Source organism: Pseudomonas lini (genome assembly GCF_964063345.1).
GTDB classification, from domain to species: Bacteria; Pseudomonadota; Gammaproteobacteria; order Pseudomonadales; family Pseudomonadaceae; genus Aquipseudomonas; species Aquipseudomonas lini_B.
Genome location: NZ_OZ061318.1, coordinates 2,060,134 through 2,073,067, shown reverse-complemented (window position 1 = coordinate 2,073,067; position 12,934 = coordinate 2,060,134). Strand labels below are relative to the sequence as shown.

The window sequence follows — 12,934 nt, the reverse complement described above, 5'->3', positions numbered from 1 at the left end:
ATTGATAGCGGCTTTAACCACATCACCGTACTGCTTGACGAAGCCGTCGAGGCTCTCGCCGTACGTCCTGATGGCTGCTATCTGGACGGTACGTTCGGACGTGGCGGCCACAGTCGGTTGATTCTCAGCCAGCTCGGGCCTGATGGTCGGTTGCTCGGATTCGACAAAGATCCTCAAGCGATTGCCACCGGGCAAACGCTAGCGGCCGAAGACGGCCGCTTTGTCATTGTGCAGCGCAGCTTTGCCGAGCTCGGTTCGGAAGTCGCCGAACGTGGTCTGGCCGGTAAGGTCAGCGGCGTTCTGCTCGACCTCGGCGTGTCTTCGCCGCAGCTCGATGACCCTGAACGCGGTTTCAGTTTTCTCAACGACGGTCCGTTGGACATGCGCATGGACCCGTCCCGCGGGATCAGTGCAGCCGAGTTCGTCAACACCGCGCCGGTGGAAGAAATCGCCCGGGTGTTCAAGCAATACGGCGAAGAGCGTTTCTCCGGTCGCATGGCGCGTGCCGTGGCCGAACGTCGCGACATCAAGCCGTTCGAGCGCACTGGCGATTTGGCTGAAGTGCTGAAAGTCGCCAACCCGGCATGGGAAAAGGGCAAGAACCCGGCCACCCGTGCATTCCAGGGCCTGCGTATTCACGTCAACAACGAACTGGGCGATCTGGAAGCCGGCCTCGAAGCCGCGCTGGAATGCCTGGAAGTGGGCGGCCGTCTGGTCGTCATCAGCTTCCACTCGCTGGAAGACCGCATCGTCAAACTGTTCATGCGCAAACTGGTGAAAGGCGAAGCCGACAACCTGCCGCGCAACCTGCCGGTGCGTCATGTCGCTTTCGAACCGAAAATCAAAATTCATGGCAAAGCGCAGTCCGCCTCCGAGGCCGAACTCAAAGCCAACCCACGTTCCCGTAGCGCCATCATGCGTGTCGCGGAGAAGTTGCGGTGAGCAAGCTTTTCGCCAAGCCACTTCCCGGCGGAAGCTTTTTCATGCTGCTGCTGTTTGTCGGCGTGCTCGTGTCGGCCATCGGCGTGTCCTATAGCGCGCACTGGAACCGTCAGCTGTTGAATTCGCTGTACAACGAATTGAGTGTGCGAGACAAGGCGCAGGCGGAGTGGGGCCGGTTGATTCTCGAACAGAGCACCTGGACTGCCCACAGCCGTATCGAAGTCCTGGCCAGCGAACAACTGAAGATGCGCATTCCCGGCGCCGCTGAAGTGCAGATGGTGGCGCCATGATGAAACTCGAAGGCGCGCTCTTCCCATGGCGGTTCCGTTTGGTGGTGGGTTTACTCGGCATCATGGTGGCGGCGATCTCTTGGCGCATCATCGATTTGCAAGTGGTCGACCGTGCCTTCCTTAAAGGTCAGGGCGATGCGCGCAGCGTTCGTCATATTCCAATTCCGGCTCACCGTGGTCTGATCACCGACCGTAACGGCGAGCCTTTGGCCGTGAGTACGCCGGTCACGACCCTGTGGGCCAACGCCAAGGAAATGCAAACGGCCAAAGAGAAGTGGCCGGCACTGGCGGCTGCCCTGGGGCAGGACCCGAAAGCCCTGGCCGAGCGTCTCGAGGCCCAGGCCAATAAAGAATTCATTTATCTGGTGCGCGGGCTGACCCCCGAGCAAGGCCAGGCTGTGCTCGACCTGAAAGTGCCGGGCGTTTATGGCATCGAAGAGTTCCGGCGTTTCTACCCGGCCGGTGAAGTCACCGCCCATATGGTCGGCTTTACCGACATCGACGATCACGGACGCGAAGGCGTCGAGTTGGCCTACGACGAATGGCTAGCCGGTGTCCCCGGCAAGCGGCAGGTGATCAAGGACCGGCGCGGCCGGCTGATCAAAGATGTCCAGGTCACCAAAAACGCCAAGGCCGGCAAGCCCTTGGCGTTGTCCATTGACCTGCGTCTGCAATACCTGGCCAACCGTGAACTGCGCAACGCGATCATCGAGAACGGCGCCAAGGCCGGCAGCCTGGTGATCATGGACGTGAAGACCGGCGAGATCCTGGCCATGGTCAACCAGCCGACCTACAACCCGAACAACCGTCGCAACCTGCAGCCGGCGATGATGCGTAACCGCGCGATGATCGACGTGTTCGAGCCGGGGTCGACCATGAAGGCGATCTCCATGAGCGCCGCGATTGAAACCGGGCGTTGGAAGCCGACCGATACCGTCGAGGTTTATCCAGGCACCTTGCAGATTGGTAAGTACACCATCAAGGACGTATCCAAGAGCGAAGGCCCGGTACTCGACCTGACCGGTATCCTGATCAACTCCAGTAACGTCGGCATGAGTAAGGTCGCCTTCGATATTGGCGGCGAAACGATTTTCCGTCTCGCGCAGAAAGTCGGCCTCGGCCAGGACACCGGCCTCGGTTTCCCGGGTGAGCGCGTCGGCAACCTGCCGAACTACCGCGAATGGCGCAAGGCAGAGACCGCCACGCTGTCCTACGGCTACGGTATTTCGGTGACTGCTATCCAGTTGGTCCACGCCTTCTCGGCCCTGGCCAACAATGGTCGTCTCGCGCCGCTGACCCTGATCAAAACCGACAAGGCGCCGCAAACCACACAGGTATTGCCGGAAGCCGTCGCGAAAACCATGCAAACCATGCTGCAACAAGTGATCGAGGCCCCGCGCGGTGTATTCCGGGCGCAGGTGCCGGCGTATCACGTGGGCGGCAAGTCGGGTACCGCGCGCAAAACGTCGGTCGGCACCAAGGGCTACGCCGAGAATTCCTACCGCTCGCTGTTCGCCGGTTTCGGCCCGATGAGCGATCCGCGTTACGCAATCGTGGTGGTGATCGATGAACCGACCAAAGCTGGCTACTTCGGTGGCTTGGTATCGGCGCCGGTGTTCAGCAAAGTGATGTCCGGGACCCTGCGCCTGATGAACATCACCCCGGACAACCTGCCAGCCACTCAACAAGCGAACGCCGCACCGGTCGTTCCGCTGAAAGCTAATGGAGGGCGCGGCTGATGTCGCTGAGCCTGAACAAGATTTTCGCCCACGCCGGTCGCGATCTGTTGATCCGCGAATTGGCGCTGGACAGTCGCAACGTACGGGCAGGCGATCTGTTTCTCGCGGTCCCTGGTGGCAAGTTCGACGGGCGTGCGCACATCGCCGACGCCTTGCAGCGCGGCGCGGCTGCCGTCGCTTATGAAGTCGAAGGCGCGACCGTGCTGCCGATTACCGACGTGCCACTGATTCCGGTCAAAGGCCTGGCGGCGCAGCTGTCGGACATCGCCGGGCGTTTTTATGGTGAGCCGAGCCGTCACTTGAATCTGATTGGCGTGACCGGTACCAACGGCAAGACCAGCGTGACCCAATTGGTCGCCCAGGCACTTGACCTGCTCGGTCAACACTGCGGCATCGTCGGCACTCTGGGCTCCGGTTTCTACGGCGCGCTGGAAAGCGGTTTGCACACCACGCCGAACCCGATTGCGGTACAAGCGACCCTCGCCGACCTGAAAAAGGCCGGCGCCAAAGCCGTGGCCATGGAAGTCTCTTCCCATGGCCTGGATCAGGGCCGCGTGACTGCGTTGGCGTTCGATGTGGCGGTGATGACCAACCTGTCGCGCGATCATCTGGATTACCACGGCACCATGCAGGCCTATGGCGAAACCAAGGCCAAATTGTTTGCCTGGAATGATCTGAAATGCCGGGTGGTCAACCTGGACGACGATTTCGGTCGGCAACTGGCTGCCGATAAAGGCGAGTCGCGACTGATCACTTACAGCCTGGAAGATTCCAGCGCCTACCTTTATTGCCGCCAAGCGCAGTTCGACGACGAAGGCGTGCGCGCCACGCTGGTCACGCCGCAAGGCGAGCACCATTTGCGCAGCACCTTGCTCGGCCGTTTCAACCTGAGCAATGTGTTGGCCGCAGTTGGCGCCTTGCTCGGGCTGGACTACGCGCTGGACGAAATCCTCAAAGTGCTGCCAAAACTCGAAGGCCCGGCCGGTCGCATGCAACGCCTGGGCGGCGGTACCCAGCCATTGGTGGTAGTCGATTACGCCCACACGCCGGACGCGCTGGAAAAAGTCTTGATGGCCCTGCGTCCTCACGCCAAAGGCCGGTTGCTGTGCCTGTTCGGTTGCGGCGGTGATCGCGATCGTGGCAAGCGTCCGCTGATGGCGGAAGTGGTCGAGCGTCTGGCCGATGGCGTACTGGTCACCGATGACAACCCGCGCACTGAAGACCCGACCGTGATTTTCGACGATATCCGCGCCGGTTTCACTGCTGTGGATAAAGTTGCCTTCGTCGCTGGCCGTGGCCAGGCGATTGCCCAGTTGATCGCCGGCGCTTCGGCGGATGACGTGATTGTCCTGGCCGGTAAAGGTCATGAGGACTATCAGGAAATCAACGGCGAGCGCCACGCCTTCTCCGATCTGGTCGAGGCCGATCACGCCTTGACCGCGTGGGAGGTGGCCCATGCTTAAAGCCTTGAAACTGAGCGAACTGACCGGCGCATTGAATGGCCGTCTGATTGCCAGCGACGCCAGTTTCGACGGCGTTAGCATCGACAGCCGCGCGATCACGCCCGGCCAGCTGTTTATTGCTCTGGCCGGCCCGCGTTTTGATGGCCATGACTACCTCAATGACGTCGCCGCCAAAGGCGCCGTGGGTGCCTTGGTCGAGCGCGAAGTTGCCGACAGCGCGCTGCCACAACTGCTGGTCAAGGACACCCGCCAGGCCCTCGGCCAATTGGGCGCGATGAACCGTGCGGCGTTCACTCAGCCGGTCGTGGCCATCACCGGTTCCAGCGGCAAGACCACGGTCAAGGAAATGCTCGCGAGCATCCTGCGCACGCGCGGTCCGGTGTTGGCGACCCGTGGCAACCTGAACAATGACCTGGGCGCTCCGCTGACCCTGCTCGAATTGGCGCCGGAACACACCGCTGCGGTGATCGAACTCGGCGCTTCGCGGCTCGGCGAGATTGCCTACACCGTCGGCATGACCAAGCCGCACGTGGCTGTCATCAACAACGCCGGGACCGCCCACGTCGGCGAGTTCGGCGGGCCGGAAAAAATCGTTGAAGCCAAGGGCGAGATTCTCGAAGGGCTGGATGCCGATGGCGTCGCCGTGCTGAATCTCGACGATAAGGCTTTTGAAATCTGGAAAACCCGAGCCGCCGGTCGCAAAGTGCTGACGTTTGCCCTGAGCAACATCAGCGCCGACTTCTACGCCAGCGATCTGGACCGCGATGCCCGCGGTTGCCCGGCGTTCAACCTGCACAGCCCTGACGGTGTGGAACGGGTTCAACTGAACCTGCTCGGCACCCATAACGTCGCCAATGCGATGGCCGCCGCCGCCGCCGCCCATGCCTTGGGCGTGTCGCAGCCCGGCATCGCCACTGGTCTGGGCGCCGTGCAACCGGTCAAGGGCCGCACCGTCGCGCAACTGGCGACTAACGGCATGCGCGTGATCGATGACACATACAACGCAAACCCCACCTCCATGTGCGCCGCCGTTGATATACTCGCCGGCTTTTCCGGTCGCACCGTTTTGGTGCTCGGGGATATCGGCGAGTTGGGCGCGTGGGCGGAGCAGGGGCATCGTGATGTGGGCGAGTACGCCCGAGGCAAGGTTTGCGCGCTTTACGCCGTGGGGCCAATGATGGCGCACGCCGTGAACGCGTTCGGTGAGCAGGCCTTTCATTTCAGCACTCAGGCTGAACTGATCAAGGCCCTGGAAGCCGAGCAGGACACAAACACCACTATTTTGATCAAGGGCTCGCGCAGCGCCGCGATGGAAAACATCGTCGCCGCTTTGTGCGGGACCCGTCTGGAGAAACATTAATGCTGCTGCTGCTAGCGGAGTATCTGCAACAGTTCTACAAAGGCTTCGCGGTCTTTCAGTACCTGACCCTGCGCGGGATCCTCGGTGTGCTGACCGCGCTGGTCTTGTCGCTGTGCTATGGCCCGTGGATGATCCGCACTCTGCAGAACCGTCAGATCGGTCAATCCGTTCGCAACGACGGCCCGCAATCGCACCTGTCCAAATCCGGCACCCCGACCATGGGCGGCGCGCTGATTCTTTCGTCCATCGGCGTCAGTACGTTGCTTTGGGCTGACCTGAGCAACCGTTATGTCTGGACCGTGTTGCTGGTGACGTTGCTGTTCGGCGCCATCGGCTGGGTCGATGACTACCGCAAAGTGATCGAGAAAAATTCTAAAGGCCTTCCGAGCCGCTGGAAGTATTTCTGGCAATCGGTGTTCGGCCTCGGCGCGGCGATCTTCCTTTATATGACCGCCTCGACACCGGTAGAAACCACCCTGATCCTGCCGATGCTCAAGGACTACAGCATTCCATTGGGTGCGGGTTTCATCGTCCTGACCTATTTCGTGATTGTCGGCTCGAGCAACGCGGTCAACTTGACTGACGGCCTCGACGGTCTGGCGATCATGCCTACCGTGATGGTCGGCGGTGGCTTGGGGATCTTTTGCTACCTGTCGGGTAACGTGAAATTCGCCGAATACCTGCTGATTCCTTACGTACCGGGCGCGGGTGAGTTGATCGTGTTTTGCGGCGCACTGATCGGTGCGGGCCTGGGTTTCCTCTGGTTCAACACCTATCCGGCCCAAGTGTTCATGGGCGACGTCGGCGCACTGGCGCTGGGCGCGGCCCTGGGCACCATCGCGGTGATCGTCCGTCAGGAAATCGTTCTGTTCATCATGGGCGGCGTGTTCGTGATGGAGACCCTGTCGGTTGTCATCCAGGTTGCCTCCTTTAAGTTGACCGGTCGCCGTGTGTTCCGCATGGCACCGATACACCACCACTTTGAACTCAAGGGCTGGCCCGAGCCGCGTGTGATCGTCCGTTTCTGGATCATCACCGTGATTCTGGTACTGGTCGGCCTTGCCACCCTGAAGCTGAGGTAGAACGAGTGTCTCTGATCGCTTCTGACCACTTCCGCATCGTTGTCGGCCTCGGCAAGAGCGGCATGTCCCTGGTTCGCTTCCTGGCGAATCGGGGCGTGTCGTTTGCTGTCGCCGATACGCGGGAAAATCCACCGGAACTGGCCACGCTCAAGCGTGACTATCCGCACGTGGAAGTGCGTTGTGGCGAGCTGGACGTCGAATTCCTGTGCCGTGCCGACGAGCTCTACGTGAGCCCCGGCCTGGCGCTGGCGACCCCGGCCCTGCAGGCTGCCGCCGCCCGTGGCGTGAAGTTGTCCGGCGACATCGAGCTGTTCGCGCGTAACGCGAAGGCGCCAATTGTCGCCATCAGCGGTTCCAACGCCAAAAGCACCGTCACCACCCTGGTCGGCGAGATGGCCGCTGCGGCCGGCAAGCGTGTGGCCGTCGGCGGCAACCTCGGTACGCCGGCGCTGGACTTGCTCAGCGACGATATCGAGTTGTACGTGATGGAATTGTCGAGCTTCCAGCTCGAAACCACCGATCAACTCAACGCCGAAGTGGCGACCGTGCTCAACATCAGCGAAGACCACATGGACCGCTACAGCGGTCTGCCGGCTTATCACTTGGCCAAGCACCGGATCTTCCGGGGCGCCAGGCAATTTGTGGTCAACCGTCAGGACGCCCTGAGCCGTCCGCTGATGGGCGAAGGCCAACCGTGCTGGACCTTCGGTCTGAACAAACCTGACTTCAAGGCCTTTGGTATCCGGGAAGAGAATGGCGAGAAATACCTGGCCTTCGAATTCCAGAACCTGATGCCAGTGCGCGAGTTGAAGATTCGTGGCGCGCATAACCAGTCCAACGCCCTGGCGGCCTTGGCGCTGGGCCACGCCGTGGGACTGCCGTTCGATGCCATGCTTTCGGCCCTGCGCACTTTCGCCGGGCTCGAGCACCGCTGCCAGTGGGTGCGTGACCTGGATGGCGTGGGTTATTACAACGACTCCAAAGCCACCAATGTCGGTGCCGCGCTGGCCGCCATCGAAGGTTTGGGCGCGGACATCGACGGCAAGATCGTGTTGATCGCCGGTGGCGATGGCAAGGGTGCCGAGTTCAAGGATCTGCGCGATCCGGTGGCGGCCAACTGCCGCGCCGTCATATTGATGGGCCGTGACTGCGACAAGATCGGTGAGGCCATCGGCGATACCGTTCCACAGATTCGCGTCGGCTCGCTGGTCGAAGCCGTGGAGCAATGCCGCGCCGCTGCCCAACCGGGCGACGTGGTGCTGTTGTCGCCGGCCTGCGCCAGTTTTGACATGTTCAAGAACTACGAAGATCGCGGTCACCAGTTTGTCCGCGTCGTGGAGGGCTTGGCATGAGCCTCCTGAATATCATCAAGCCGTACCCGTCGCCGATCATCACCGGGCGCGGCATCGACCTCGATTTCCCGATGCTCGCCGGCTGCCTGGCGCTGCTGGGCCTGGGGCTGGTCATGATTGCATCGGCATCGACCGAAGTGGCAGCGGTGCAGTCGGGCAGTGCCTTGTATTACATGATTCGCCACCTGATCTACGTGGTGCTGGGCCTTGGTGCCTGCATCGTCACCATGATGATTCCAATCGCGACCTGGCAACGCCTGGGTTGGCTGATGCTGATTGGTGCGTTCGGTTTGCTGGTGATGGTGATCGTCCCCGGGATCGGCCGTGAAGTGAACGGTTCGATGCGCTGGATCGGCTTCAGTTTCTTCAACGTCCAGCCTTCCGAGATCGCCAAGGTGTTCGTGGTGATCTACCTCGCCGGCTATCTGGTGCGTCGCCAGAAAGAAGTGCGTGAAAGCTGGATGGGCTTCTTCAAGCCGTTCATCGTTCTGCTGCCGATGGCGGGCCTGTTGCTGATGGAACCGGACTTCGGTGCCACCGTCGTGATGATGGGGGCTGCGGCGGCGATGCTGTTCCTCGGCGGGGTCGGGCTGTTCCGTTTCTCCTTGATGGTTGTCCTGGCTGTCGGTGCGGTGGTGTTGTTGATTCAAATGCAGCCGTATCGAATGGCGCGACTGACCAACTTTGCGGATCCGTGGGCCGACCAGTTCGGTGCTGGCTATCAGTTGTCTCAAGCCTTGATCGCTTTCGGTCGCGGCGAATGGCTGGGCGTTGGCCTGGGCAACAGCGTGCAGAAACAGTTCTATCTGCCGGAAGCCCACACTGACTTCGTGTTCTCGGTCCTGGCCGAAGAGCTGGGTGCCGTGGGTTCTTTGTGCACCGTAGCGCTGTTCGTCTTTGTCTGTATTCGTGGCATGTACATCGGTTACTGGGCCGAGAAGGCCAAGCAATTTTTCGCCGCCTATATCGCGTACGGCCTGTCGTTCCTGTGGATTGGTCAGTTCCTGATCAACATCGGGGTGAACGTCGGCCTGCTGCCAACCAAGGGTCTGACCCTGCCATTCCTCAGTTATGGCGGCAGTTCGTTGGTGATCTGCTGTGCCTGTCTTGGCTTGTTGCTGCGCATCGAGTGGGAGAGTCGAACCCACTTGGGCAGTGAAGAGATGGAGTTCCATGAGAGCGACTTTGCCGAGGAGCCGACCCATGGGCGCTAACGTATTGATCATGGCTGGCGGCACCGGGGGCCACGTGTTCCCGGCGCTGGCGTGCGCTCGGGAGTTTCAGGCCCGCGGTTACACCGTGCACTGGCTCGGCACGCCGCGCGGGATCGAAAACGATCTGGTGCCGGCAGCCGGTCTTGAATTGCATCGGATCAACGCCAGCGGTTTGCGCGGCAAGGGCAAATTGTCCCTGCTCAAGGCACCGTTCATGTTGCTCAAGTCGATCTGGCAGGCGCGGGCGATCATTCGTCAGTTGCGGCCGGTGTGTGTGGTCGGCTTCGGTGGTTACGTGACCGGCCCCGGCGGCGTTGCAGCCAAACTGGCTGGCGTACCGGTGATCGTTCACGAGCAGAACGCCGTGGCGGGTACCGCCAATCGGTTGCTGGTGCCGTTGGCCGCCCGAGTCTGTGAAGCGTTCCCCGACACCTTTACCCTGTCGAACAGCCGTCGCACCACCGGTAACCCGGTGCGCACCGAGCTGTTCCTCGAGACACCGCGACCTGCCCTGGCCGGTCGCAAGGCGCGTTTGCTGATCCTGGGCGGAAGCCTGGGTGCAGAGCCGTTGAACAAGTTGCTGCCTGAAGCCCTGTCGCAAGTCGCCCCCGACCTGCGCCCGGACGTGTTTCATCAGGCCGGCAAAAATCACGATGAAGTGACTACAGAGCGCTATCGCGCAGCTGGCGTCGAGGCGCAAGTGCAGCCTTTCATCAAAGACATGGCCCAAGCCTATGGCTGGGCCGACCTGGTTGTGTGCCGCGCAGGCGCGTTGACCATCAGTGAACTGGCGGCTGCCGGTCTGCCCTCGATGCTGGTGCCTTTGCCCCACGCGATCGACGATCACCAGACCCGCAACGCTGATTATTTGGCCCGTGAAGGCGCTGCCTTCCTGATGCCGCAAAGAACGACCGGCGCAGCGGATCTTGCCGCTCGCCTGACAGAGGTCTTGATGCAACCGCAACGACTCAACGACATGGCCACCGCGGCACGCCGCCTGGCCAAACCCGATGCCACTCGTAACGTGGTCGATACCTGCCTGGAGGTGGCCCATGGTTGAGAACAAGAAAGCCATGCCGCACCCGGAAATGCGCCGCATCCGTCGCATCCACTTCGTCGGTATCGGCGGCGTGGGCATGTGCGGCATTGCCGAAGTGTTGCTGAACCTGGGCTATGAAGTGTCCGGTTCCGACCTGAAAGCATCGCCGGTGACCGAGCGCCTGGAATCCTTCGGTGCCCACATCTATATCGGCCACCGTGCCGAGAACACCGCGAACGCCGATGTGCTGGTCACCTCCAGCGCCGTGAACACTTCCAACCCGGAAGTGGCCACCGCTCTGGAACGCCGGATTCCGGTAGTGCCGCGTGCCGAGATGCTGGCCGAATTGATGCGCTATCGCCACGGCATCGCCGTCGCCGGTACCCACGGCAAAACCACCACCACCAGCCTGATCGCTTCGGTGTTCGCAGCTGGTGGCCTGGACCCGACATTCGTGATCGGTGGTCGTTTGAATGCCGCGGGCACCAATGCCCAGCTCGGCACCAGCCGTTACCTGATCGCCGAAGCCGACGAGAGCGATGCCAGCTTCCTGCACTTGCAGCCGTTGGTGGCCGTGGTCACCAACATCGACGCCGACCACATGGCGACCTACGACGGTGACTTCAATAAACTGAAGAAAACCTTCGTCGAGTTCCTGCACAACCTGCCGTTCTACGGTCTGGCGGTGGTGTGCCTGGACGATCCGGTGGTGCGTGAAATCCTCCCGCAGGTGAAACGTCCGACGGTCACTTATGGCTTTGGCGACGATGCCGACGTGCGTGCGATCAATGTGCGTCAGCAGGGCATGCAGACTTTCTTTACCGTGCTGCGCCCTGATCGCGAGCCGCTGGATGTCTCGGTGAACATGCCGGGCAACCACAACGTGCTGAACGCGCTGGCGACCATTTGCATCGCCACCGACGAAGGCGTCAGCGATGAAGCCATCGTCCAGGGCCTGTCCGGGTTCCAGGGTGTCGGTCGTCGTTTCCAGGTGTACGGCGAACTGCCGGTTGAAGGCGGCAACGTGATGCTGGTGGACGACTACGGTCACCACCCGACCGAAGTCGCGGCCGTGATCAAGGCCGTGCGCGGTGGCTGGCCGGAGCGCCGTCTGGTGATGGTTTACCAGCCGCACCGTTACAGCCGCACCCGCGATCTGTACGACGATTTCGTCAATGTACTGGCCGACGCCAACGTGCTGTTGCTGATGGAAGTTTATCCGGCCGGCGAAGAGCCGATCCCGGGCGCCGACAGCCGCAAGCTGTGCAACAGCATTCGCCAGCGTGGCCAGCTCGACCCGATCTACATCGAGCGCGGCGTCGACCTCGCACCGATCGTCAAGCCGCTGCTGCGTGCCGGCGACATTCTGTTGTGCCAGGGCGCCGGTGATATCGGCGGTCTCGCACCGAAACTATTGAACAGTCCGTTGTTCGCTGGCGCGGTTGCCGCGCCAAGCGTGGGGAAGTTGAAATGACTGCTGCTTACGCCAACCTCGTCTCCACTATCGCGCCGAAAGACTTCGGCCGCGTCGCCGTGCTGTTCGGCGGCAAGAGCGCCGAGCGTGAAGTCTCCCTGAAGTCGGGTAACGCGGTGCTCGACGCATTGCAAAGCGCCGGTGTGGACGCCTTCGGTCTTGATGTGGGCGATGACCTGCTGCAGCGTCTGCTGAACGAAAAAATCGATCGCGCTTTCATCATCCTCCACGGTCGTGGCGGTGAAGACGGCAGCATGCAGGGCCTGCTCGAATGCCTGGGCATTCCGTACACCGGCAGCGGCATTCTGGCCTCGGCACTGGCCATGGACAAACTGCGCACCAAGCAGGTCTGGCATAGCCTCGGTATTCCGACGCCACGCCATGCGGTACTGAGCTCTGAGGCCGATTGTATTTCGGCGGCCACGGAACTGGGCTTCCCTTTGATCGTCAAACCGGCCCATGAAGGTTCCAGTATCGGGATGGCCAAAGTGACTTGCGCGTCTGAATTGATCGACGCGTGGAAAGCGGCCAGTACCTACGATTCGCAAGTGTTGGTCGAGCAATGGATTCAAGGTCCGGAGTTCACCATCGCCACCCTGCGTGACCAGGTGTTGCCACCAATTGCCCTGGGCACGACGCACAGTTTCTACGACTACGACGCCAAGTACGTGGCTTCCGATACCCAGTACCGGATTCCGTGTGGCCTGGACAGCAATAAAGAAAAAGAACTCATGGACCTCACGGCCAAAGCCTGTGAGGCGCTGGGTATCGCCGGTTGGGGCAGGGCAGACGTGATGCAGGACGCCGACGGGCAGTTCTGGTTCCTGGAAGTCAACACCGCACCGGGCATGACCGATCACAGCCTGGTGCCGATGGCAGCCCGTGCTGCCGGTCTGGATTTCCAGCAACTGGTTCTGGCGATTTTGGCCGCTAGCGTTGCCGGTAATACTGCCAGCAACAACGAGCCGCGAGGTTAAGA

Annotated in this window: 11 protein-coding genes; all 11 read left to right on the top strand. The window is 61.4% G+C overall.

The window, feature by feature from the left end; all coding sequences use genetic code 11:
- From rsmH to AB3226_RS09205, 11 genes are read left to right on the top strand one after another with little or no spacing between them, the layout of a single operon-like run.
- On the top strand, positions 1 to 942 hold the full coding sequence (gene rsmH / locus AB3226_RS09255; RefSeq protein ID WP_367375775.1) for a 16S rRNA (cytosine(1402)-N(4))-methyltransferase RsmH: 942 nt from the start codon (positions 1 to 3) through the stop codon (positions 940 to 942).
- A complete protein-coding gene (gene ftsL, locus AB3226_RS09250) occupies positions 939 to 1,232 on the top strand; it encodes a cell division protein FtsL (protein ID WP_045059283.1) in 294 nt (97 codons plus the stop codon). The genes rsmH and ftsL overlap by 4 nt, the downstream gene beginning before the upstream one ends.
- Positions 1,232 to 2,971 carry a peptidoglycan D,D-transpeptidase FtsI family protein gene (locus AB3226_RS09245; RefSeq protein WP_367375774.1) on the top strand — a complete coding sequence of 580 codons (1,740 nt, stop codon included), beginning with the start codon at positions 1,232 to 1,234 and terminating at the stop codon, positions 2,969 to 2,971. Before ftsL ends, AB3226_RS09245 begins: the two co-directional genes overlap by 1 nt.
- Complete coding sequence (locus AB3226_RS09240) at positions 2,971 to 4,434, top strand: UDP-N-acetylmuramoyl-L-alanyl-D-glutamate--2,6-diaminopimelate ligase (RefSeq protein ID WP_367372854.1); 1,464 nt, start codon at positions 2,971 to 2,973, stop codon at positions 4,432 to 4,434. Before AB3226_RS09245 ends, AB3226_RS09240 begins: the two co-directional genes overlap by 1 nt.
- Positions 4,427 to 5,794: a UDP-N-acetylmuramoyl-tripeptide--D-alanyl-D-alanine ligase gene (gene murF, locus AB3226_RS09235; RefSeq protein ID WP_367372853.1), complete on the top strand. Its 1,368-nt coding sequence runs from the start codon at positions 4,427 to 4,429 to the stop codon at positions 5,792 to 5,794. The genes AB3226_RS09240 and murF overlap by 8 nt, the downstream gene beginning before the upstream one ends.
- On the top strand, positions 5,794 to 6,876 hold the full coding sequence (mraY, locus tag AB3226_RS09230; protein WP_367372852.1) for a phospho-N-acetylmuramoyl-pentapeptide-transferase: 1,083 nt from the start codon (positions 5,794 to 5,796) through the stop codon (positions 6,874 to 6,876). Before murF ends, mraY begins: the two co-directional genes overlap by 1 nt.
- A 5-nt stretch (positions 6,877 to 6,881) precedes the next feature.
- A complete protein-coding gene (murD, locus tag AB3226_RS09225) occupies positions 6,882 to 8,228 on the top strand; it encodes a UDP-N-acetylmuramoyl-L-alanine--D-glutamate ligase (protein WP_367372851.1) in 1,347 nt (448 codons plus the stop codon).
- Complete coding sequence (gene ftsW, locus AB3226_RS09220) at positions 8,225 to 9,442, top strand: putative lipid II flippase FtsW (protein ID WP_367372850.1); 1,218 nt, start codon at positions 8,225 to 8,227, stop codon at positions 9,440 to 9,442. Before murD ends, ftsW begins: the two co-directional genes overlap by 4 nt.
- Positions 9,432 to 10,502 (top strand): undecaprenyldiphospho-muramoylpentapeptide beta-N-acetylglucosaminyltransferase, encoded by a 1,071-nt coding sequence (murG, locus tag AB3226_RS09215; RefSeq protein WP_367372849.1) that lies wholly within the window; start codon positions 9,432 to 9,434, stop codon positions 10,500 to 10,502. The genes ftsW and murG overlap by 11 nt, the downstream gene beginning before the upstream one ends.
- Positions 10,495 to 11,955: a UDP-N-acetylmuramate--L-alanine ligase gene (gene murC, locus AB3226_RS09210; RefSeq protein ID WP_052966284.1), complete on the top strand. Its 1,461-nt coding sequence runs from the start codon at positions 10,495 to 10,497 to the stop codon at positions 11,953 to 11,955. The genes murG and murC overlap by 8 nt, the downstream gene beginning before the upstream one ends.
- Positions 11,952 to 12,932 carry a D-alanine--D-alanine ligase gene (locus AB3226_RS09205; protein WP_367372848.1) on the top strand — a complete coding sequence of 327 codons (981 nt, stop codon included), beginning with the start codon at positions 11,952 to 11,954 and terminating at the stop codon, positions 12,930 to 12,932. The genes murC and AB3226_RS09205 overlap by 4 nt, the downstream gene beginning before the upstream one ends.
- Positions 12,933 to 12,934 lie beyond the last annotated feature (2 nt).